At 45.4% G+C, this 23,006-nt stretch carries 16 protein-coding genes; 6 read left to right on the top strand and 10 right to left on the bottom strand.

The features are described from left to right. Positions 1 to 19 precede the first annotated feature (19 nt). Entirely contained in the window at positions 20 to 1,324 is a 1,305-nt protein-coding gene (locus tag H3S82_RS01705; RefSeq protein WP_078038795.1) for an MFS transporter, read from the bottom strand. Between the two features lie 165 nt (positions 1,325 to 1,489). Between H3S82_RS01705 and dapE the strand changes: the two genes are divergently transcribed. Next, positions 1,490 to 2,677 (top strand): succinyl-diaminopimelate desuccinylase, encoded by a 1,188-nt coding sequence (dapE, locus tag H3S82_RS01700; RefSeq protein ID WP_198232448.1) that lies wholly within the window; start codon positions 1,490 to 1,492, stop codon positions 2,675 to 2,677. Between the two features lie 185 nt (positions 2,678 to 2,862). Here the strand turns inward: dapE and dnaJ are convergent, their stop codons facing one another. After that, positions 2,863 to 4,023: a molecular chaperone DnaJ gene (gene dnaJ, locus H3S82_RS01695; protein WP_198232447.1), complete on the bottom strand. Its 1,161-nt coding sequence runs from the start codon at positions 4,021 to 4,023 to the stop codon at positions 2,863 to 2,865. Between the two features lie 201 nt (positions 4,024 to 4,224). Further along, on the bottom strand, positions 4,225 to 6,147 hold the full coding sequence (dnaK, locus tag H3S82_RS01690) for a molecular chaperone DnaK (RefSeq protein WP_077969743.1): 1,923 nt from the start codon (positions 6,145 to 6,147) through the stop codon (positions 4,225 to 4,227). Between the two features lie 531 nt (positions 6,148 to 6,678). Between dnaK and H3S82_RS01685 the strand changes: the two genes are divergently transcribed. Then, positions 6,679 to 6,984 (top strand): hypothetical protein, encoded by a 306-nt coding sequence (locus tag H3S82_RS01685; protein WP_198232445.1) that lies wholly within the window; start codon positions 6,679 to 6,681, stop codon positions 6,982 to 6,984. Between the two features lie 458 nt (positions 6,985 to 7,442). Here the strand turns inward: H3S82_RS01685 and H3S82_RS01680 are convergent, their stop codons facing one another. After that, positions 7,443 to 8,285 carry an LOG family protein gene (locus H3S82_RS01680; protein WP_198234982.1) on the bottom strand — a complete coding sequence of 281 codons (843 nt, stop codon included), beginning with the start codon at positions 8,283 to 8,285 and terminating at the stop codon, positions 7,443 to 7,445. Positions 8,286 to 8,383: 98 nt separating this feature from the next. Between H3S82_RS01680 and dapD the strand changes: the two genes are divergently transcribed. Continuing rightward, complete coding sequence (gene dapD / locus H3S82_RS01675; RefSeq protein ID WP_198232443.1) at positions 8,384 to 9,232, top strand: 2,3,4,5-tetrahydropyridine-2,6-dicarboxylate N-succinyltransferase; 849 nt, start codon at positions 8,384 to 8,386, stop codon at positions 9,230 to 9,232. 829 nt (positions 9,233 to 10,061) lie between these two features. On the opposite strand, the gene lepA is transcribed toward dapD, so the two are convergent. From lepA to argB, 4 genes are all read right to left on the bottom strand, one after another. Then, positions 10,062 to 11,867 (bottom strand): translation elongation factor 4, encoded by a 1,806-nt coding sequence (gene lepA, locus H3S82_RS01670; protein WP_077969731.1) that lies wholly within the window; start codon positions 11,865 to 11,867, stop codon positions 10,062 to 10,064. A 289-nt stretch (positions 11,868 to 12,156) separates the two neighbouring features. After that, positions 12,157 to 13,053, bottom strand: coding sequence for a DMT family transporter (locus H3S82_RS01665; RefSeq protein WP_198237097.1), 897 nt, complete (start codon positions 13,051 to 13,053; stop codon positions 12,157 to 12,159). Next, a complete protein-coding gene (locus H3S82_RS01660; RefSeq protein ID WP_078038789.1) occupies positions 13,054 to 13,740 on the bottom strand; it encodes a pyrimidine 5'-nucleotidase in 687 nt (228 codons plus the stop codon). After that, positions 13,737 to 14,642, bottom strand: a complete 906-nt coding sequence (argB, locus tag H3S82_RS01655) for an acetylglutamate kinase (RefSeq protein ID WP_077969725.1) — start codon at positions 14,640 to 14,642, stop codon at positions 13,737 to 13,739. The genes H3S82_RS01660 and argB overlap by 4 nt, the downstream gene beginning before the upstream one ends. Before the next feature lie 202 nt (positions 14,643 to 14,844). Between argB and H3S82_RS01650 the strand changes: the two genes are divergently transcribed. After that, a complete protein-coding gene (locus H3S82_RS01650) occupies positions 14,845 to 16,761 on the top strand; it encodes an AMP-binding protein (RefSeq protein ID WP_370541270.1) in 1,917 nt (638 codons plus the stop codon). A 408-nt stretch (positions 16,762 to 17,169) separates the two neighbouring features. On the opposite strand, the gene H3S82_RS01645 is transcribed toward H3S82_RS01650, so the two are convergent. After that, entirely contained in the window at positions 17,170 to 18,060 is an 891-nt protein-coding gene (locus tag H3S82_RS01645) for a LysR family transcriptional regulator (RefSeq protein WP_198232440.1), read from the bottom strand. 132 nt (positions 18,061 to 18,192) lie between these two features. Here H3S82_RS01645 and H3S82_RS01640 point away from each other — a divergent pair, with 132 nt between their 5' ends. Continuing rightward, positions 18,193 to 19,182, top strand: coding sequence for an aldo/keto reductase (locus H3S82_RS01640; protein ID WP_198232439.1), 990 nt, complete (start codon positions 18,193 to 18,195; stop codon positions 19,180 to 19,182). Between the two features lie 589 nt (positions 19,183 to 19,771). Here H3S82_RS01640 and H3S82_RS01635 read toward each other — a convergent pair. Next, entirely contained in the window at positions 19,772 to 21,190 is a 1,419-nt protein-coding gene (locus H3S82_RS01635) for a short-chain fatty acyl-CoA regulator family protein (protein WP_198237095.1), read from the bottom strand. 276 nt (positions 21,191 to 21,466) lie between these two features. Here H3S82_RS01635 and H3S82_RS01630 point away from each other — a divergent pair, with 276 nt between their 5' ends. Next, positions 21,467 to 22,999, top strand: coding sequence for an acyl-CoA carboxylase subunit beta (locus H3S82_RS01630; RefSeq protein WP_198232435.1), 1,533 nt, complete (start codon positions 21,467 to 21,469; stop codon positions 22,997 to 22,999). Positions 23,000 to 23,006 lie beyond the last annotated feature (7 nt).

Genomic DNA, 23,006 nt, shown 5'->3' with positions numbered 1-23,006 from the left:
CTATAATTAAATTTCATAATTAAATCTCATGGCGCTTTTCGTCGAAAGCCAGATATGCCACCCCACCAAGGACGAGAGAAACACCAAGATACCAGAATGGCGCCATAATATTGCTGTCGGATATTTTAAGAAGGAATGTTACAATCATTTGTGCTGTACCACCAAATATTGAAACACTGAAAGCATAAATAACCGACGTTGCAGTTGCGCGAATTCTTTTCTCGAATGCTTCGATAATGAAAAGAACACATAAGGTAAACACAATCGACATACCAATCACTGCCACAGTGTAAAAAGCCAGAAAAACGCGAATATTTTGTACAAAGTGGAATGCAAAATAGGATGAGATAAAGATGATGATCAGCGTGTTAATAGCTGTGCGTTTACGCCGTTCCAACCGGTCACATAAAAAGCCTGAAAAAACAGTCACAACGATAACAATGACACTTGCATAGCTTGATACAAGGAACGCTTCGGAGCTTCCGATGTCCGTGACCGTCTTCAGGTAACTCGGCATAAAGAACACCAGAACATACATCATGACAGTTCCCGGAAAAATCACAAAAATACCGGCAATCATCTGTTTCGTATGTTGGCTGATAAGCTCTTTGAACGGATGTATTGTGTGTGCTTCAACTGTTGGTGCCTTATGTGTTTCGTTGATATGGGCGCGGATATAAAGCCCGACAGGAATAATGAGGAGTGACAAGATAAATGGTACGCGCCAGCCCCAGCTTTCCATGGCTTCATTGGAAAGGCGCGACATTAATAAGGCGGCAAGAAGTGAACCGCATAAAGTACTCAAGCCTTGTCCGAAAAACTGCCAGCTTACGAAAAATCCGCGCTTGTTACGTTCGGCCGATTCCATAAGAAGCGTCGTTGCCGCGCCAATTTCTCCACCGGCTGAAAATCCTTGACAGAGACGCCCCATAACAATCAACAGGGGCGCAAAAATACCAATTGCTTTATAAGGCGGTGCAAATGCTATCAAGGCACTGCCAATGGCCATTAATATAATTGTCAGTAGCATTGCGTCTTTACGCCCATGGCGGTCGGCATAGGCACCGATAACAATACTGCCTAATGGACGCATGACAAAGCCGACCCCAAAAACCGATACCGATATCAGCAATGAAATCAGCTTGTCTTCAGAATTGAAAAAGACATGTCCGATAATTCCGGCAAAAAAACTATAAACCGTAAAATCGAAAATTTCGAGAAAATTGCCGACACCTGCTGCGACAATCAATTTCGTCTTGCTACCGACAGGTGTCAGGGTAACATTCCCTGTATCATTGTCAGGAGTATTTACCAATTCAGTCATAACGGCTATCCCTTGATAATTTTCCTGCTAATTTAACCCGAGCGAGGAAATTCAGGCACGCAATTTCATTGGCAATCTGACAAAAATATTAACAATATATTTTCTTAATTATTATCATATTGGTGAATAATAACTGTCGACCGTTTCAGACAAAGGACAATAGCTATGTTGACACTCAAAGATCCTGTAGTTTTGGCGCAGGCACTTATCCGTTGTCCATCTGTTACGCCGGATGAAAACGGCGTATTAACGCAAGTTCAAACATGGGCAAAAAGCCTCGGTTTTTCTGTTGAACGACCAGTTTTTACAGATAAAAACACACCCGATATTGAAAATCTTTATGCACGTGTCGGTAAAAATGGACCGCATCTTGCTTTTGCCGGTCATACCGATGTTGTACCGGTTGGTGAGGAAAAAGCTTGGAACTTTCCGCCATTTGAAGGTACGATCAAAGACGATAAACTTTACGGCCGTGGCGCTGTTGATATGAAAGGCGGAATTGCCTGTTTTATTGCAGCCGTTGCCCGTTATTTAGAAAAAAATCCGCTTAAAGGCTCGCTCAGCCTATTGATAACAAATGACGAAGAGGGCCCCGGTATTAATGGCACGATAAAGCTTTTGAAATGGGCAGCCGACAAAGGCGAAAAATGGGACGCCACAATTGTCGGAGAACCAACAAACCCGAACAATTTAGGCGACATGATCAAAATTGGCCGGCGCGGTTCGCTTTCAGGTGTGATCACTGTCACGGGACATCAGGGTCATGTGGCCTATCCCAAAAGAGCGGCCAATCCGATCGATCTCGTTATAAAATTATGCGAAGCGCTTAAAAATCCGGTTCTTGACAAAGGGAGCGAAAATTTCGAGCCCAGCAACCTTGAAATAACGACCATAGATACCGGCAATACAGCCACCAATGTTATTCCGCAACAAAGCGTTATCCGGTTCAATGTCCGCTATAATGACAATTGGACTGCCGAAACTTTAAAGCAGGAAATAAAAAAGCGGCTCGACTCGGTAAAACTTGAAACAAAGGGTTCGCTTGTTCCGACGTTCAAAATCGACTGGGTTATAAGTCCCGGTGGTGTATTCCTGACAAAAAACGAAAGGCTGGTCAGTCATTTGAGTGCCGCCATTGAAGCTGTGACAGGTCGCACGCCGGAATTATCGACCTCGGGCGGAACATCCGACGCACGGTTCATCAAAGATTATTGCCCTGTTGTAGAGTTCGGACTTGTCGGGCAAACCATGCATATGATCGACGAATGTGTTTCCATTAACGATCTTGGACAACTCACGCAAATATATGAAAAATTTCTGGAACTGTTCTTTGCTGATGACAGCAATCAATGAATAACGGTCTTGCCCGATATTCAATATCCGGCTTTCTTTATTGAAAATAAAACTCGCGCCAATAACCAAAAAGGCTGAACAAATAATCAAATAACAGAACACAAGCCCAAAAAGGCGGACTATGTTTCCGCCTTTCTTCTTTTCTAACAAGTTACGTATAACATGACGTTTGTGTGGAGAGCTTGTCAGTTTTTGCTGTTATCTGTGTTATTGCCGCCAATACCTTCAAAAAATTCTTTCATACGGGCAAAAAAACCATGTGACTGCGGCGAGTTTTCATCAACAGAGAGCTTTTCGAACTCTTCCAGCAACTCACGCTGTCTTTTGCTCAATTTTTGCGGCGTTTCGATTGCAACCTGAATATAAAGATCACCCATTGCCTGTTGGCGCAAAACCGGCATTCCCTTGCCCTTCAAGCGAAACTGGCGGCCATTTTGTGTGCCTTCCGGTACTTTGACCCGTGTTTTCAAGCCGTCAAGCGTTGAAACTTCAAACTCTCCGCCAAGTGCGGCAGTTGTCATGGAAATAGGTACACGGCAGTAAAGATCGGCACCATCACGCTGGAAGAATTCATGTGGTTTGATGGATAGGAAAATATAAAGATCGCCAGCCGGTCCACCATGGCTTCCGGCATCCCCCTCTCCCGCGAGACGAATACGTGTACCATCTTCAATGCCTGCGGGAATATTGACAGTCAATGTACGCTCTTCTTCGATGCGCCCCTGTCCATGACATTTCGGGCAAGGATCCTTGATAGTTTCGCCGCGTCCCTGACATGTCGGGCAAGTTCTTTCAATCGAAAAGAAACCTTGAGCGCTACGGACTCTTCCGGTCCCGCCACAAGTTGCACAGGGCTGCGGCTTCGAGCCTTTCTTGGCACCCGTTCCCGAACAAAGATCACAGGTGATGGAACCCGGCACCCTGATTTGTGCGGTTTTGCCGTGATAAGCTTCTTCCAGAGTGACTTCCATATTGTAGCTGAGATCGGCACCACGCTCGCGCCCATCGGCACGTTTGCGTCGTGCACCGCCCATCATCTCGCCAAAGAAATCTTCAAAAATATCGGAAAAACCGCCCGCAGCAAAACCACCACGCCCAAACGGATTTCCACCACCGCCACCATTTTCAAAAGCAGCATGGCCGAAACGGTCATAAGCGGCACGCTTTTGAGGATCTTTTAAAACCTCATAGGCTTCGCCTATTTCTTTGAATTTTTGTTCCGCCTCTTTATCACCGGGATTTCTGTCCGGATGATATCGCATGGCAAGTTTCCGAAATGCAGATTTGAGCGTTTTTTCATCGCATTCTCGTGAAACGCCCAATGTTTCATAATAATCAACTTTCATCGCTTATTCCTGCAGTTCCTCTGCCATTTATTGACGAGACGACATTTACCATATTCAAAATTCGCTCGAACAATTGTCGCTGGTTTTAAAAAACCGTTGTCATTTTGGCTTTTATTGCGAGCATATTGGCTGTTTTATAACAAAGCCCGCCCTTTTGATAAAAGGTCGGGCTTTTTCAATTTTACAAGGACATCAGAGCAATTATTTCTTATTGTTCTTGTCGTTGTCGTCGACTTCTTCAAAATCGGCATCAACAACATCGTCGTCTTTGTGCTCTTCTTTTGCTGCATCATGGGCAGCATCAGCTTCTGCCTGAGCTTTTGAAGCGGCATACATTGCTTCACCAAGTTTCATGCTGACTTCAGACAATTTCTTGGTTTTCTCAGGAAGACTATCAACATCATCCGATTCAATGGCCTTCTTGACATCTGCAATTGCAGCTTCAATGGCCGACTTGTCTTCAGCCGAAACTTTGTCGCCATAATCGGCAAGCGATTTCTCGGTTGTATGAACAAGAGCCTCTGCCTGATTCTTGGCCTCAACGCCTTCACGCCGCTTCTTGTCATCGGCAGCATGGGCTTCAGCATCCTTGACCATCTTGTCGATATCGGCATCGCTCAAACCGCCAGAAGCCTGAATGCGGATCTGGTGTTCTTTACCGGTGCCTTTATCTTTTGCCGAAACACTGACAATACCGTTGGCGTCAATATCGAATGTAACTTCGATCTGCGGAACGCCACGTGGTGCCGGCGGAATGCCTACAAGGTCAAACTGGGCAAGCAACTTGTTGTCGGCTGCCATCTCGCGTTCACCCTGAAAGACACGAATTGTCACAGCGTTCTGATTATCTTCAGCCGTCGAGAAGGTCTGCGACTTCTTGGTCGGAATTGTTGTATTACGTTCGATCAAGCGTGTGAACACACCACCCAATGTCTCGATACCGAGAGAAAGCGGTGTAACATCAAGCAACAGAACGTCTTTGACGTCGCCCTGCAAAACGCCGCCCTGAATGGCAGCACCCATGGCAACAACCTCATCCGGGTTAACGCCCTTATGCGGATCTTTGCCAAAGAAGGTTTTTACAATTTCCTGAATCTTCGGCATACGGGTCATACCGCCAACGAGAACGACTTCATCAATATCGCCAGCGCTCAAACCGGCATCCTTCAAAGCAGCCTTACAAGGATTGATTGTGCGTTGAACCAGATCTTCAACCAATGACTCGAATTTTGCACGGGTCAATTTCATGGTCAGGTGTTTAGGACCGGTTGCATCAGCTGTAATGAACGGCAAATTGATTTCTGTTTGCTGCGAAGATGACAGTTCGATCTTGGCTTTTTCGGACGCTTCTTTCAAACGCTGCAAAGCAAGCTTGTCTTTTCTCAGATCAATGCCGTTTTCTTTTTCAAATTCTTCGGCAAGATAGGTAACCAGACGCATATCAAAGTCTTCACCGCCAAGGAATGTATCACCATTGGTCGATTTAACCTCGAAAACACCATCACCAATTTCGAGAACCGAAATATCGAATGTACCACCGCCCAAGTCATAAACAGCAATTGTCTTACCGTCTTTCTTGTCAAGACCATAAGCCAAAGCAGCAGCCGTAGGCTCGTTAATGATACGCAAAACATCAAGACCGGCAATCTTACCGGCATCTTTTGTTGCCTGACGCTGGGCATCATTAAAATAGGCAGGAACTGTAATAACGGCCTGCTCGACTTTTTCGCCCAAATAGGACTCTGCCGTTTCCTTCATTTTCTGCAAGACCATTGCAGAAACCTGGGAAGGTGAATATTTCTTGCCTTCTACTTCAACCCAGGCGTCACCATTTTCCCCTTTGACGATTTTATAAGGAACAAGTTCTTTGTCCTTGGTAACCATCGGGTCGTCAAAACGACGGCCAATCAAACGCTTGACCGCAAAAATAGTGCCTTCAGGATTGGTAACAGCCTGACGTTTCGCCGGCTGGCCTACAAGACGCTCGCCACCCTCTGCAAATGCTACAATAGAAGGTGTTGTGCGGGCACCTTCCGAATTTTCAATAACTTTCGCGTTTTTGCCATCCATGACAGCCACGCAAGAGTTTGTCGTACCTAAGTCAATACCGATTACTTTTGCCATATATCTACTCTCCATTCAGCAAGCTGTCGGGACCTCTACCGAGCATTCCAATCAGACAGCTCCTTATCATATGAAAAGCCCGTAATGGCCACTCAAAAATCGGCAACCATAACGAACCTCGTTGACGCGTATATAAGGGCACCCCTGTAGAGGTGCAAGAGATGTTGAAAAGATTCATATGAGAAAGCGGTTTTTTGCCAATATTTTCGTCTTTCTAACTGTTTCCGGTTCGAGTAACAATCCGCCAAGCCCCTGTTTTCATTGGAGCCAAAGTTATTTTCAGAACCCACAAAACTTATAAAGCTAAAAACCGGCTGGCACCTGCGACGAGGTATCTAAAAAATCCGGTTTGCAAATAAAATCCGATTATGTTTCTATGCCATTGTCACAAACTAAATGACCCGGAACAGCTTTGTGACTTGAATAAAACACTGTCTGGAACATTTCTTTATTGTTTATTCAATTCAGGATAGTTTAACCAAGCAGTGTGATGACATGGAGCATCAACGCTTCAAAACAGGAGAAGTTAAAATGAAAAAGGTTCTTGCAGTCTCTTTGGCTGGCCTTTTGGCAGCAGGATCGATGATATTGGCAGCTGAAGCCCGCAATGGCTCAGGTGACGGTTCGGTTGAAGATAGCTACGTAGAAGGCCAAAAGGCAAAAGCCCCCGAGGGCGAGGTTCATCATGATCGTGGTGGCAACGCCGGTCGCCACTTTGGTGATGGTTCACGTGAAGACAGTTATGTTCCTGGTGAAAAGAAAGATTCGCCATTGGACAAGACTGTTATTCAGGATGATGAAAAAGGCGAATCTGACGACGGTACACCGCGTAAGTAATTCGGTTTTATGAATAAGCGAGGCGGGTTTTACCCGCCTTTTATTTTAATCTATTCTTGGTTCACGTTTATTCTTCTGACAGAAAAATACCAATAAACCCGCTAACCGCTTTTTAAAAGAACCGGCCATTCAATGGCATTCAATATAATTTAAATTCATTTAAAGTCATTCAAAATAAAATTTGCTATAAATTTTCTCTTAAAGAAACAATATTTTTTATAAGAAATATCATTAAACTCATTCAATTCAGATTAAATATAAACCCAATTTAGATTAAACATAACGCGAAGAACACTGTTCAAAACAATACTTAGTCGATGAGTTTAACGGGCAGGGATATTCATCGGCGACGATCATCCCGATCTGCCAAGCTGAACCGGCAATGACAGACAAATCCATTGGCAACAATCTTCCATTTTCCGGATGTCGGTTGATTGGAAAATCAGGATTTTTGTCGATTACACCAATTGGTAAAACTGGCGTATGATCGACCAGCCCTCGTCAGCACTTTCGACATAATTGACGAGTTTTGCATCATCAGGTGAAATCGTCCCTTGTTCGGCAAGATAATCGAGATTGATAACATTTTGCCAGAATTCACGGCCGAACATTAATATCGGCACACGTTTCATACGACCTGTCTGGATGAGGGTGAGTGATTCGAAAAATTCATCCAATGTACCAAAGCCACCCGGAAAAATAGCAATAACTTTAGCCCGCATGAGAAAATGCATTTTGCGCATCGCAAAATAATGGAAGTCAAAACAAAGATCGGGTGTTACATAAGGATTTGGTGCCTGTTCATGCGGCAATACGATATTAAGCCCGATACTGGGAGCACCGACATCGGCTGCACCGCGGTTGCCCGCCTCCATCACACCGGGACCGCCACCGGTTATAATGACAAATTCATGATGACCGGTCGACGCAGAATATTGTGAACAAAGTTGGGAAAATTTTCGCGCTTCGTCGTAATAACGGGAGGCATTTTCAAGATTTTTCTTCTGTTCGGGGGTTTTTGCGGCACGCGGTTCTTTACCCGGTTCCGGAATGCGCGCTCCACCAAACAATACAACGGTTGACTTGATGCCGTGTTCAACAAAACTGAATTCGGGCTTCATCAATTCCAGACCGATTCGGACAGCACGCAACTCGCGCCGCATCATGAAATCTTCGTCTACATAGGCAAGGCGATAGGCAGGTGAACGCGTTTGGGCAGTATCGGGAACTTCATGAACCTTACGGGCATCCTCTTTCGAGTGCCGAAAAGGTGTCCAACCGTTTTTTTCGCCATTAGCCATTCAGGATCTTCCTTTTCATTGACCACAATTGTTTCTTGCATTAGGCCGGATAGAATAAATGCTGATGCTTTCGACTTACTTAACGGAGACCTAATGCCATGACCAATCTGTCCCAACTGGAATCCATCATTGAAAAGGCGTTTGATGAACGCGAAAAAGTAAATATCCTGACAAAGGGAGAAATACGTGACGCAGTTGACCATGTGCTTGATCAGCTCGACAAAGGAGAACTGCGCGTTGCCGAACGCGAAACCAATGGCAACTGGAAAGTTCATCAATGGTTGAAAAAAGCGGTTCTCCTGTCATTTCGCCTCAATGCTATGGGACTTATTTCGGGCGGGCCTGACAAATCATCATGGTGGGATAAAGTGCCATCGAAATTTGACGGCTGGAATGCCGATAATTTCGAAAAAGCGGGCTTCCGCGCGGTCCCCAATGCCATTGTGCGTCGTTCAGCCTATATTGCGCCGAGTGTTGTCTTGATGCCCTCATTCGTCAATATCGGTGCTTATGTCGGTGAAGGCACAATGGTTGATACATGGGCGACAGTCGGCTCTTGTGCACAAATTGGCAAACATGTCCACCTGTCGGGTGGTGCGGGTATCGGTGGCGTTCTTGAACCTTTACAGGCAGGTCCCACAATTATTGAAGACAATTGCTTTATCGGTGCACGTTCCGAAGTGGTAGAAGGATGCATCGTCCGTGAAGGGGCAGTGCTTGGTATGGGCGTTTTCATCGGCAAATCAACTAAAATTGTCGACCGTGCAACCGGTGAAATCACTTATGGCGAAGTACCACCCTATTCAGTCGTTGTGGCGGGAACTATGCCAGGAAAACCTTTTCCGAATGGAGAAGCCGGTCCTAATCTTTATTGTGCAGTCATTGTCAAACGGGTCGATGAAAAAACCCGCTCGAAAACATCCGTCAATGACTTGTTGCGCGACTAGGAAATCCGGTTAAAAAATCGCTCATGTTTATAAAATCCGGATAAATGGAAATGGAATAAAAATTCCAAGTCTATCCGTTTATCCGGTAATCATAAACCAGCGGGGGAGAACCGGATTAGCCGCGAACCAGACTATTCGAGATGATCGAAAATTCTCAAAAAAAGAAAGGCGAAGAAGTTTTAAACTTCTCCACCTTATCTTGGCAAATAGAGTGCAGCAGAGTATGCGGGGGTGTAACTCTGCTGCGCCGGGCCAAGGTCATTAAAATGACCAAAGCCCAACCGGTTTTCGGCCCATGAAAAGCCGGAAAACGAGTAGCTTCTGAAAATTTAAATCGATTATTAGTCGGCTTATTAATAAGCGTCAACACCCAAAGACGCTAACAAATGCGAATAACTTACAAATTAACACCTTATGATTGAAGTTTTGAATTTCGATAAAAGAAAAATTGTATTTTTGGAAATATTAAAAAATTTTCTTGGCCTGGATCGGGCAATTCCTGATCAAATTGAATGCTTTTCAAATTATGCCGAATCACTCCGGTTTTCAAACGAAAATAGATTTCGGACTTGTGTTTTTTTCCTTTGAAGAAAATAGCCCTCTGACATTGAATGGCAAAAGAGCGTCGTTCAAGCCGACGTCGTTATTCTGCACAAAACCGGTTTCGGCTTTTTCGACCGATTTTTAAAAAAATCGATGGTTGAGAATCGAATCACTGCAAAATCATTTCTTATGTAAGCAGATCACATTGAATGCACAGATAGTGATAGACACGTAAGATTGTCGCCCCACCATCGCCCGACGTTCAGAATGAACACTGTCACAAGTGCTATTCATTCATTTTTAAAGCCTGGATAAACGCTTCTTGTGGGATTTCCACCTTACCGAATTGGCGCATACGCTTCTTGCCTTCTTTTTGTTTTTCAAGAAGTTTGCGTTTACGGCTCACGTCGCCGCCATAACATTTGGCTGTGACGTCTTTACGCAAGGCGCGGATATTTTCACGCGCAATAATCTTGCCGCCAATAGCTGCCTGAATCGGAATCTGGAACATGTGTTGAGGAATAAGTTCCTTCAATTTTTCACACATTGAACGACCGCGTTTTTCGGCTCCCGACCGGTGCACGAGAATCGAAAGTGCGTCAACCGGTTCACCATTGACCAGAATACTCATTTTAACGAGATCACCTTCCCGATAATCGGTTACGTGATAATCGAAAGACGCATAGCCTTTGGAAATCGATTTCAAACGATCATAGAAATCGAAAACAACCTCGTTGAGCGGAAGGTCATAGGTAACCATCGCACGTGTACCGACATAGGAAAGATCAACCTGAATCCCGCGACGATCCTGACAGAGTTTTAAAATTGCACCGAGATATTCATCCGGTGACATAATTGTGGCGCGTATCCACGGCTCTTCAATGGAGGCAATTTTAACAACATCAGGCATATCGGCCGGATTATGCAGCTCTTTTACGGACCCGTCCGTCATATTGATGCGATAGACAACAGAAGGAGCCGTGGCAATGAGGTTGAGATTGAACTCGCGTTCAAGCCGTTCTTCGATAATTTCAAGGTGCAAAAGACCCAAAAAACCGCAGCGGAAACCGAAGCCCAGAGCAGCGGAGGTTTCCATTTCATAAGAAAAACTGGCATCATTCAAACGAAGCTTGCCCATTGCCGCTCGAAGATCGGCAAAATCATCCGCATCAACCGGAAAGAGCCCGCAGAAAACCACCGGTTGCGCGGGCTTGAACCCCGGCAAAGCATGGTCACACGGACGATGATCTTCCGTAATTGTATCGCCAACGCGGGTATCGGCCACTTCCTTGATAGAAGCTGTAATGAAGCCTAATTCCCCCGGCCCCAGGTCTTCAATCGTTGCCATTTTGGGAGTGAAAACACCAACCCGTTCGACCGGATATTTTGCACCGGTGCCCATCATGCGGATGGTCTGGCCTTTTTTCAAAACCCCGTCGATTACACGCACAAGAACAATCACGCCCAGATAGGCATCATACCAGCTATCGACCAGCATTGCTTTGAGCGGCTTGTTAATATCCCCTTCGCGGGGTGCTGGCAGTTTGTGGACAATAGCCTCGAGAACCTTGTCGACGCCCATACCGGTTTTTGCCGAAATCTCTATTGCATCGCTCGCATCAATGCCGATCACTTCCTCGATTTGCTCTTTGACACGTTCGGGCTCGGCCGCAGGCAGATCAACCTTGTTGAGAACAACAACGATTTCATGATTATTATCAATTGCCTGATAGACATTGGCGAGCGTTTGCGCTTCCACGCCTTGCGAAGCGTCGACAACAAGAAGTGACCCTTCACAGGCAGCAAGAGAACGCGAGACCTCATAGGCAAAGTCGACATGCCCCGGTGTGTCGATCAAATTCAAAATATAGGTTTCACCATTTTTTGCCTTATAATGAAGCCGCACTGTTTGCGCTTTGATGGTGATGCCGCGTTCGCGCTCGATATCCATCGAATCAAGCACTTGCTCTTTCATTTCCCGCTGCGCAAGGCCACCCGTCATCTGGATGAGCCGGTCAGCCAAAGTTGATTTTCCGTGGTCAATATGGGCCACGATGGAAAAATTCCGAATATGGTCGCGATCTACTGTCATGAAAAGCGATTTAGCAAGGAACGCAAAGAAACGCAAAGCCGAAATGAATGTTGGGAAGCAAGTTTGCAGAAATCTTCTTCATTCCACAGATGAGCTTATTGAAATTGCCCGATTTTTACCTGAAATTCCGACTGTTTTTTTCGTTTTGAGAAAACGTCTTTAAACAACACTTCAAACCGTCAATAGCACGGTTTCAGGTTTTTTATAAAAAGTCATAGCTTTTCAAGCGAGCTGCTTTCATTCCATAGTCCGGATGTGTTTTTAAAAAGAAATTTTTTGGCGCTTTTTATCATTCTTGCGCCATTGCCCGCCTTTTCGGCTTCAATTCGGAAACAAGAATACCAATAATAATACAAAATGCTCCAAGAATTGCAAGATGCGGCAGGCGCTCTCCGGCAATCCACCCGACGAGACCCGCCCAAACCGGTTCACCGGTATAGATGATTGTTGCACGCGTTGGTGAAACCGAGCGTTGCGCCCAATTCATTGTAAGCTGAATGAGAGCACTCATCGCAGCCAACCCCAATCCTGCCGACACCCACACCCAAGAAAATGCCGGAATAGTTTCGCCATTAACCGGCATTGCCACAAAGGAAAGGAAGCCCGCAACAAAAAGCTGTACAACGGTGACACGTCGGCTATCGACCCGACCGGCAAAAAAGCTGATAAAGACAATTTCCGAGGCAATTGCAAAAGCCGATAAAAGTGTGAGAATTTCGCCCTTTGAAAAATCTATTGCATGAATTCCTTGCCCTGAAACCAGAAGTAAACCGATAAACGCAAAGCTTATTCCAATGAAACTCGTCAAACGCGGTTTTTTACGTAAAATTATCCATTGCAAGAGCGGTACGAGCGGAACATAAACAGCGGTAATAAAGGCCGACTGGCTGCTTGCAATGGTCTTTAATCCGGCAGTTTGCAAACTATACCCCAGAAAAATAGGAATGCCGATAACTGCACCGGCAAAAATATCATGCATACTGATATTTTTGAGGCTTCGCCAAAAAATGATGCCGGCAAAAATACCGGCAAGAATGAAGCGGAAACCGACAAAGAATAATGGCCCGCAGGAGCGCATTGCCAGATGGATGATAAGAAAGGTTGCGCCCCATAGAAAAGTTATGCCGATCAGAGCGAGTTCTTGTCTCGACAAGAGATAAAACGCGTTTCCCTTCGCTCCCGCCATTCAGCTTGCCCTGTTCAGGTAATCCGAAAGGCTATGGAGAAAACTTTCAAGTTCCGGTGCTTCAATATCAACGAAAGCCGGAATTTCTTTATCCTCTTTGTGACCAACCAGTATCGTGGTCATGCCAAGTTCTTTGCAGGTTGAAAGATTGGCAAGATTATCTTCAAACATTGCCGTTTTTTCCGGATCGATTGAAAAATGTCCTAAAAATCTGTGATAGGCTTGCCGGTAAGGTTTGGGCAAAAAATCGGTAAATGTGACATCATAAATGCCGTCAAAACATCCGGTTAAGCCACGGTGGGTAAGAACACGTTCCGCGTGAGCACGGTCGCCGTTGGTAAATATGAATTTGCGGCCGGGCAAGCTTTTAATATCTTCGGCAAGCTGCGGATCTTTTTTTAACGGCGAATAGTCGATATTATGAACATCCCTCAAATAGTCTTTTACATCGACAAAATATTCTTCGATCATACCGCGTAGAGCGCCACCATAAGTTTGCCTGAAATATTGCCGAAATTTTTTGACCTCTTCATCATCGTCGAGTTCGAGCTGTTTTTTGACATAGGCACTGATACGTTTGTCGATCTGTGCCCAAAGCCCGCTTTCTCTCGGATAAAGTGTATCATCAAGATCGAATACCCAAACATTCACGGTTGTGAGCTTAGACAAAATTTTTTCGTTTATCATGGCACAATCAACGTACCTGCACCGCGTTCAGTAAAAAGTTCAAGCAAAACCGAATGGGCAGTTTTACCATTCAGAATAACAACGCCTTCAACACCGCGATTGATTGCCTGAATACACGTTTCGACTTTTGGTATCATACCGCCGGATATGGTCCCGTCACGCATAAGCTCTTCACATTGCTTGACTGTCAGTTCTTTGTAAAGTTTTCCGGCTTTATCGAGAACACCGGGCACATCTGTTAAAAATAGCAAGCGCTTGGCTTTTAGCGCTCCGGCAATGGCACCGGCAAAAACATCGGCATTGATATTATAGGTATTGCCATCCCTTCCCGGTGCAACCGGCGCAATGACCGGTATCATTTCGGAACGGGCAAGCAAATCAAGAAGTGTACGGTCAACTTCAACCGGTTCGCCGACAAATCCCAAGTCCAGAATGCGCTCGATATTGGAATCGGGATCGATAACCGTCTTCCTGGCTTTTTCGGCAAAAACCATATTGCCATCTTTGCCGCAAAGACCGATTGCCCATTCACCTTCGGCATTGATCATCGCAACAATTTCCTTGTTGATCGAACCGGCGAGCACCATTTCGACAACTTCGACAGTTTTTGAATCTGTTACCCGAAGTCCCCCTTCGAACTTCGATTCAATTCCCATTTTAGCCAGCAGTTTTGCAATTTGCGGACCACCGCCATGAACGACAATCGGGTTGATGCCTGATTGTTTGAGAAGCGCAATATCGCGCGCAAAAGCATGTCCGAGTTCAGGATCTCCCATTGCATGGCCACCATATTTCACCACAACGGTCTTATTCTCGTATTTCTGCATATAAGGCAAAGCTGCGGAAAGCAGTGCAGCCTGTCTTTCTGCAATATCGGCAGCGTTGGTAGTCGGTTCATCCATTAAAATCGCCCTCCTCGGAAGTACAGCAAAATAGGTACTTCCAATTTTCATAACAAGAAATCTTATGCTCTGGAACCGTTAAAACACAACATAACCTTATCGTAATGCAAGATATTTTTCTATTGGTACAATTTAGCACTAGACAAGAATTTTTTACTCGCTAGATTCCGCGGCTGAGGAATTTGCAAACTGGGAGGGTTGCATAATGTCGTCTTACAAACAGATTTATGACAAGTGTTTAAAACACCCGAACAAGTTTTGGGGTGAGGCTGCCCGTCTGATCGACTGGTTCAAACCATATGACAAAGTGTTTGATAAAGATGCCGGAGTTTATGGCCGTTGGTTCACAGGGGGTAAAACAAACGCTTGCTATAATGCTGTCGACAGGCACGTCAAAGAGGGACGTGGCGCGCAAGTGGCTATCTATTATGATAGTCCGGTGAGCAATGCTAAAAGAGCAATCACTTATCAGCAACTTTACGAAGAAGTGCAGGCACTCGCAGCCTTTATGCAGGATATCGGCATAAAAAAGGGAGACCGCGTTCTCATCTATATGCCGATGATTCCGCAGGTTTTTACTTCGGTTTTTGCCTGTACGCGTATTGGAGCCGTGCATTCGGTTGTATTCGGGGGATTTTCTGCCAAAGAACTTGCGATCCGGATTGACGATTGCAAGCCGAAACTTATCATTGCTGCCTCTTGCGGAATTGAACCGAACCGTATTGTTCCCTATCAGGCAATGGTTAATCAAGCGATAGACATGGCTAAACATGAAGTCGACCATTGCATTGTTCATGAACGGCCGATTACCCAAAAAGCCCCCGAGGGACTTTTTACCTTAAAAGAAGGGCGTGATTTCGATTACGCCAAAGTGCTCAAAGAAAATATGGGGCGCAAAGTCCCGTGTGCAGAGCTTTCCGCAACCGACCCGCTTTATATTCTTTATACCTCCGGTACGACCGGAAAACCCAAGGGGGTTATGCGCGACATTGGCGGTTATATTGTAGCACTGGCATGGACAATGGGGGCTGTATTCAACGTCAAACCTGGCGAGGTTATGTTTACCGCTTCCGATGTCGGCTGGGTGGTGGGGCATTCCTATATCCTTTACGCACCGCTCATCGTCGGTGCAACAACCGTACTTTTTGAAGGAAAACCGATCGGTACACCGAATCCGGGAACATTTTGGCGTATATGTGAAGAATATAATGTGCGCTCGTTTTTTTCTGCTCCGACCGCGTTTCGCTCGATCAAACGCGAAGACCCTGACGGGAATTATGCAAAACCTTATAAATTACCCAATTTGCAAGCCATGTTTGTTGCCGGAGAACGGGCAGATCCCGATACTTTGCAATGGGTAACCAACCTTTTTCACGTACCGGTTATCGACAATTGGTGGCAAACCGAAACCGGTTGGCCAATTGCAGCCAATCCGCTGGGATTGGAGCTTTTGCCTATTAAACCCGGTTCCCCAACCCTCCCGATGCCGGGCTTTATCATTGAAGTTCTTGATGATGACGGCAACAAGGTCGCGCCTGGAACATTCGGCAATCTGGCATTTCGCCTGCCGCTCCCGCCCGGTTGTTTACCAACTTTGTGGAACGCTGACGAACAATTCAAAAAAACCTATCTTGAGCGTTTCCCCGGGTTTTATAATTCGTCGGACGCGGGCTATATTGATGAAGATGGTTATGTGTTTGTCATGAGCCGTACCGATGATATCATCAATGTCGCCGGTCACAGACTTTCAACCGGCGGCATGGAAGAAGCACTGGCAGGACATCAGGATATTGCCGAATGTGCGGTTATTGGCATTAAAGACAATTTGAAAGGGCAGGTTCCCTGTGGTTTTATTGTCCTCAAACATAATGTCGAACGGGAAGACGCCATCATTGAAAAGGAATGCATTGCCCGCATCCGCGAGATTATCGGACCGGTTGCAGCATTCAAACTTGTCATGACAGTACGTAAATTACCCAAAACCCGTTCGGGTAAAATTCTGCGCGCTGTCATACGAAAAATTGTTGACGGTGATGAATGGTCAATACCAAGCACGATTGAAGACCCTTCAACACTTGAAGAAATTCAAGAACTGGTGAAAACCCGCCATTTTGGATGATTAAACGTCAATTATACGGGCTTCATTAAAATAAAAAACGAGAAGGTAATCCCGACGGTTACCTTCTCTTTAACCTCTTTGAACGGCAAACACCGGTAGATTTTACCAGAAATTCCGGAATGGAATTTTTGTAAAAAGTTTTTGGACAAGCGAACTTTAATTGATCAAAACCGATGAGCGGTTTGCCATTTCATTATCGTCATGAACAAAAAATTTCCGATTATAAATGACCGGCAAATAGCAATACTTGATTGAAAGAATTTTTTTGAACAAACTTTCTGATGTTGGTGGGCATCATGTTTCAATCAAGACTGTTGCCCATGACTTTTAAATCACCACAGAACATTGTCATCAGAACGTCTATAACTTTTAAATTTTTAATTGCTCAGAGTTTTATGACATGTCGTATCAACGATTATGCGCGATAAAAAAATCGATAAAAGCACGCAGCGCTGCACGCATTTTTTGTTGCGGATAATAAATATAAAATCCTGGAAAAAACGGCGTCCAATCTTCCATCACTTTGATAAGCTTACCTTCCTTGATTGCGTCCTTCACGTAATTTTCGAAAACATAGGCAAGTCCGGTATTCTGTAGCACCGCATCAACCACCAATTGATGGTTGTTGAGGATAAGTTGTTCAGGTGGCGTAACTGTATATTTTTTCCGCCCCTTTTCGAATTCCCAAACATAAGTCCGTTTTTCGTTAAACCGGTATAAAATTGCTTTATGATTTTTCAAATCGGTAGGATCATGGGGAGCCGGATGTGTTTCGAAATATTTTGGCGTTGCCACAAGAACACTTCGCAAATCTCCTCCTATTTTTGCTGCCACCATATCCTTTTCGACTTGTTCATGGATACGGATGCCAGCATCATAACCCGATTTGACAATATCGACGAAACGATTGTCGATGACGAGATCAAGTGTAATATCGGGATAAGCTTCGCTGAACGCCCCCAAATAAGGCGCGATCACAAATTTGGCTGCCGAATAGCCGGTATTTATGCGCAACAAACCCGATATCTTGTTATGGGTTGCTTTGGCGGCATTAAAGCCATCCTCGATCACTCTTAGAGCAGAAGCGGTTTCATGCATAAGAACCTTGCCTGCTTCGCTCAAGCCAAGACTGCGCGTTGTACGGTTGAAAAGCTGGACACCCAGACTTTCTTCCAGTTTTCCAACTGCATAAGATACCGCTGACGGCGCAATATTCAGCCTTTTAGCCGCTGTCCGGAAACTGCCTTCTTCCACCACTGTCTCGAAAATGAGCAAATGGGAGAGTTGCTGCCTGTCCATAAATCCCGTGCCCTTCAATTGTTCTAATTTTTAGATCATATTTAGCGAATTAAATAGTATAAACAAACAATAAATATTCCTCTAGAATTTTAACAAATAGACAAACAGACAAAAATAAAGAGGAATTGAAGCATGGAAAAACGCAAACTCGGTGTATTGAGTGTCTCGGAAATCGGACTTGGATGCATGGGCTTTACACATGCTTATGGCGGTGATGACGAACAATCGGCGATCAAAACATTGCACCGCGCAGTCGAACTGGGTGTTACCCTTTTTGATACAGCCGAAATGTATGGCCCTTTCAATAATGAAATTCTAGTCGGCAAAGCATTAAAACCTTTTCGTGATAAAGTGGTGATTGCCACAAAATTCGGTTTTAAACTCGAACGTCAACCTGATGGTCACATTGACGCCACCGGCGTTGACGGACGGCCGGAACATGTGCGTGAAGTTGCTGAAGCCTCGCTCAAGCGTTTGGGCATTGAAGTGATTGACCTACTTTATCAGCATCGGGTTGATCCGAATGTTCCGATTGAAGATACAGTCGGGGCTATGGCCGATCTCGTTAAAGAAGGTAAAGTGCGGGCGCTTGGCCTTTCGGAAGCAAACAGCGAAACAATAAGACGCGCTTACAAGGTTCATCCGATCAGTGCACTTCAAAGTGAATATTCGCTCTGGACACGTGATCCCGAAAAGGAAATTCTGGCAACCTGCCGCGAGCTTGGCATTGGCTTTGTCCCATATAGTCCTTTAGGACGCGGTTTTTTCGCCAGCGATTTTACAACCAAAAGCCTGGGCGCTAACGATTTCCGTCGGTTATTGCCACGTTTTCAGGAAGGAGCTTTTGAAAAAAATCGGCAAATCATTAGCGAAATGGAAAAAATGGCAAAAGAGAAAAATGCCACTGTTGCCCAGCTTGCATTGGCATGGGTTCTAAGCCGTGGTGATTTTATCGTACCGATACCGGGGGCAAGAAAAATCCGCCATCTGGAAGACAATGTCGCTGCCACAGAAATTCATCTTACAAAAGATGATTGCAAGCGGCTCGAAAATATTGTCAGCCCTGATAAAGTTGCCGGAAAACGTTATGATGACAGCCGGTTGAAACTGGTTGATAAATAATCAATTTTCGGTTTTTAAAAGCCGGTTAAGCGGGCTTTTTAAAATTTCATCGGTAGACGACTGAATAGAAAATGATCGAGGGTGTGAATGACCATTCAAATTATGGGATTCGCACTCTCGCTTTATAAATTTGAAGACCGGTTTTAACAGTTCACTATGCTGTTTCCGGCTATACACTCATAAAATGTCAACAAGCAGCAACACCGGTTTCATGTGTCGTTTTAAAAATCGGAAATGCGAAATACGGTGGGAAACGAAATACCGAGTACGGTACAGAAAAAGAAATGTCTTGCGCATAATATAAGCTAACAATACGAGGAGAAATATATCTCTCCCTTCATAATCTTTCCATCGACCAGCTTATTGCCGCAACCGTCATCCATATTGATCAAAAACCGCTCGAATGCCTGAGTTATTTATTCTTGAATTTCTAATTATGGGCGACCTCGAAAACTTCATTTAAGCCGTCCGGATTTTTAATCTTTTCAAAACAATTTTTCTGGAACGACTAACGCTATCAAAAAAGGTTCAGTCGTTCCTGCATTTATGAGCTGAACCTTTCCAGAGCATCATTAATTGGCAAACAGGTTTAACCGATTTGTTCCAATGTATAAGGTAATACATCGCGCTCATTATAATTGACCGACAGTTTATGTTTGAGCGGTGGAGCTGCCCGACTTGGGCAAGCCGTCCGCGAACAAATCCGGCATGAAATACCGATCGGTTCGTAAGCGGCGTTATTTTCGAGGTTGAGACCATCGGCATAAACAAATTGTGAAGCATTCGATATTTCGCAACCGAAAGCCAGAGCATAATGGGGATGCGGGCTGTGATAGCCACCGTTCCGTTTTACCACCTGTACGGCCAGACAAAGATAACGCACGCCATCGGGCGTTTCGGCAAGTTGCCTTATAATATTTCCGGGGGTTTCAAAAGCCTGATGGGCATTCCAGACGGGACAAGCCGCACCATAGCGGCCAAATTGCAATTTCACGGCGCTGTGCCGTTTGGTTATATTGCCTGCGCGGTCAATGCGGGCGAAGAAAATCGGAACGCCTTTTTCACCGGGACGTTGCAAGGTCGAAAGCCGGTGGCAAACCTGTTCCAATGACACACTGAAACGGGCAGCGAGCAGTTCGATGTCATGCCGCAACAAATTGGCAGTGCGCAGAAAAGGTTTATAGGGCAAAACCAGTGCACCCGCGAAATAGTTATAAAGTCCGATGCGGCAAATCTGATTGGCTTCTTCCGATTTAAAAGAGGCTTTTTTGATAATCTCGTCGCAAAGCGAATCCGCTTCAAATTGTGCAAGCTGGACCGCCAGTTGGAACGTGCGTTGCTGTGGCGCAACATAGGGATTTAGCGTCAAAACGCGGCTCTTGGGATCAAATTGGCGAACCATGCCATTATCGTCTGTGCCCCAGCGTATAAGAACCTGATGGCGTTCTTCGAGGCGTTGGATAATGGCGGAATGATTATCACTCTCACCGATACCGATCTCGGCGGCGAGCCGTTCGGCGCTCCGGTCGAGATCGTCGATATAATTATCAACAAAATGGAAAAAGTCGCGCACCTCTTCATAAGGTAAAACTTCCGTGAGGCCGCTTGCCTGTAACCGGCCATCGGTACTTGCCAATTGTTCGGAAGCCAGTCGATAGGCCTGATGACACGTAATAAGTGCACGCGCAAGACCCGGCGCATTTTGCGTAATAAGCCTTAATTCCTGCATTCCTGCCCGATTATTTCTAAATAGCGGATCGCTCAGAGTTTCGCTCAAAGCAGACAGCAAACGGTCATCCTCGCCGGAAGAAAGACTGGAAATATCAATATGGAATTTTTCAGCCAAAGATAGAAGAACCGCTGCCGAAACCGGCCGCTGGTTATTTTCAATCTGATTGAGATAAGAGGTAGAAATGCCGATACGCTCGGCAAAATGGGCTTGCGTCAATTGCTGGTCTTCCCGCAATTTGCGCACTTTCCGCCCGATATAGAGTTTCCCGATAGCCATTTTTCACAATTTCGCAATTTACAATTTGCATTTTTATAACTTATGCATTCGCACACGATCAAGCTTTATTATTTTTTTCGCTGTGATAGCTTTGAATTGTGGAGGAAAAAGGCTTCGCCTTTATTGATCGAATACATGTGGGAGGAAAAGAAAAGGCTGCGGTAAGAGAAAACGCGCCTTTTCTTTTTTTTTCGCTATCTATTCCTCGCATAACAGCATCACAAAAAACCATAAAGGGATGCGCTTTAGCGGTTTTTAAAAACCGAGGGAGAAACAATGCTTGCAACATTGCAACAATTGGAAGAACGGCGCCAGAGTGCCCGCCTTGGCGGCGGCGAGCGTCGTATAGAAGCTCAACATAAAAAAGGTAAACTCACAGCGCGCGAACGCATAGACGTTCTTCTTGATGCTGGTTCTTTTGAAGAATATGACATGTTCGTCAATCACCGGTGTACCGACTTCGGCATGGAAGAGCAAAAATACGCAGGCGACGGCGTGGTTACCGGCTGGGGAACAATCAACGGCCGACAGGTTTACGTTTTTTCTCAGGATTTTACCGTCCTCGGCGGTTCGCTCTCTGAAACGCATGCACAAAAAATTTGCAAAATCATGGATATGGCCGCGCGCAATGGTGCACCGGTTATCGGCCTTAATGATTCTGGTGGTGCACGTATTCAGGAAGGTGTTGCCTCGCTTGCAGGTTATGCCGAAGTTTTCCGTCGCAATGTCGAAGCTTCAGGCGTGATACCACAAATTTCCGTTATCATGGGACCTTGTGCCGGTGGAGCCGTCTATTCACCGGCAATGACCGATTTTATTTTTATGGTTCGTGACTCATCCTATATGTTTGTCACCGGCCCCGATGTGGTCAAAACTGTCACCAATGAAATTGTTACTGCTGAAGAATTGGGTGGCGCAACAACCCACACGAAAAAGTCTTCTGTTGCTGACGGGGCTTTTGAAAATGATATCGAAGCATTGGAAAATATCCGGCTGCTTTTCGACTATCTGCCGTTAAACAGCAAAGAAAAGCCGCCTGTGCGGCCTTTTTACGATGATACCGAACGGCTCGATATGAAGCTTGATACGCTCATTCCCGATTCATCCACAAAGCCCTACGACATGAAAGAGCTTATTTTAAGTGTTGCCGATGAGGGCTCGTTTTTCGAGATCAAAGAGAATTTTGCAAAAAATCTGATAACCGGTTTTATCCGTATTGAAGGACGCACGATCGGCGTTGTTGCAAACCAGCCAATGGTGCTTGCAGGCTGTCTTGATATTGACACTGCCCGCAAAGGTGCACGCTTTGTACGCTTCTGTGACGCTTTCAATATTCCGATCCTGACACTTGTCGATGTTCCCGGATTCCTGCCCGGCACTTCGCAGGAATATAACGGCGTTATCATTCACGGCTCGAAATTGCTCTTTGCCTATAGCGAGGCAACCGTTCCGATGGTGACGGTCATCACCCGGAAAGCCTATGGCGGCGCCTATGATGTGATGGCATCAAAACACATTGGTGCCGATATCAACTATGCATGGCCAACGGCGGAAATTGCTGTCATGGGGGCAAAAGGGGCCACTGAAATTCTCCACCGGTCACATCTTGATGACAAAGAGGAGATTGCCCGCCTGACGCAAGAATATGAAAAACGTTTTGCCAATCCTTTTATTGCTGCCGAGCGCGGTTTTATTGACGAAGTGATCATGCCTCATTCCACCCGCAAAAGAGTGGCACGGGCATTTGCTGCCCTTCGCAATAAAAAAGTCGAAAATCGTGATCGCAAACATGACACTATCCCGCTTTGAGGCTTCA

Origin of the sequence: Bartonella sp. M0192, assembly GCF_016102305.1 — a bacterium.
GTDB lineage: Bacteria > Pseudomonadota > Alphaproteobacteria > Rhizobiales > Rhizobiaceae > Bartonella > Bartonella apihabitans.
Note: the sequence above shows the minus strand (reverse complement) of the source record. Positions and strands in the feature narration are given on the sequence as shown.

Bases quoted from the DNA above. Each gene is read 5' to 3' on its own strand.
- H3S82_RS01645 (WP_198232440.1), bottom strand. From the start codon at position 18,060: ATGGACAGGCAGCAACTCTCCCATTTGCTCATTTTCGAGACAGTGGTG.
- H3S82_RS01635 (WP_198237095.1), bottom strand. From the start codon at position 21,190: ATGGCTATCGGGAAACTCTATATCGGGCGGAAAGTGCGCAAATTGCGG.
- H3S82_RS01660 (WP_078038789.1), bottom strand. From the start codon at position 13,740: ATGATAAACGAAAAAATTTTGTCTAAGCTCACAACCGTGAATGTTTGG.
- dnaJ (WP_198232447.1), bottom strand. From the start codon at position 4,023: ATGAAAGTTGATTATTATGAAACATTGGGCGTTTCACGAGAATGCGAT.
- H3S82_RS01640 (WP_198232439.1), top strand. From the start codon at position 18,193: ATGGAAAAACGCAAACTCGGTGTATTGAGTGTCTCGGAAATCGGACTT.
- argB (WP_077969725.1), bottom strand. From the start codon at position 14,642: ATGGATGAACCGACTACCAACGCTGCCGATATTGCAGAAAGACAGGCT.
- H3S82_RS01705 (WP_078038795.1), bottom strand. From the start codon at position 1,324: ATGACTGAATTGGTAAATACTCCTGACAATGATACAGGGAATGTTACC.
- dapD (WP_198232443.1), top strand. From the start codon at position 8,384: ATGACCAATCTGTCCCAACTGGAATCCATCATTGAAAAGGCGTTTGAT.
- dapE (WP_198232448.1), top strand. From the start codon at position 1,490: ATGTTGACACTCAAAGATCCTGTAGTTTTGGCGCAGGCACTTATCCGT.
- H3S82_RS01680 (WP_198234982.1), bottom strand. From the start codon at position 8,285: ATGGCTAATGGCGAAAAAAACGGTTGGACACCTTTTCGGCACTCGAAA.
- dnaK (WP_077969743.1), bottom strand. From the start codon at position 6,147: ATGGCAAAAGTAATCGGTATTGACTTAGGTACGACAAACTCTTGCGTG.
- H3S82_RS01665 (WP_198237097.1), bottom strand. From the start codon at position 13,053: ATGGCGGGAGCGAAGGGAAACGCGTTTTATCTCTTGTCGAGACAAGAA.
- H3S82_RS01630 (WP_198232435.1), top strand. From the start codon at position 21,467: ATGCTTGCAACATTGCAACAATTGGAAGAACGGCGCCAGAGTGCCCGC.
- H3S82_RS01685 (WP_198232445.1), top strand. From the start codon at position 6,679: ATGAAAAAGGTTCTTGCAGTCTCTTTGGCTGGCCTTTTGGCAGCAGGA.
- lepA (WP_077969731.1), bottom strand. From the start codon at position 11,867: ATGACAGTAGATCGCGACCATATTCGGAATTTTTCCATCGTGGCCCAT.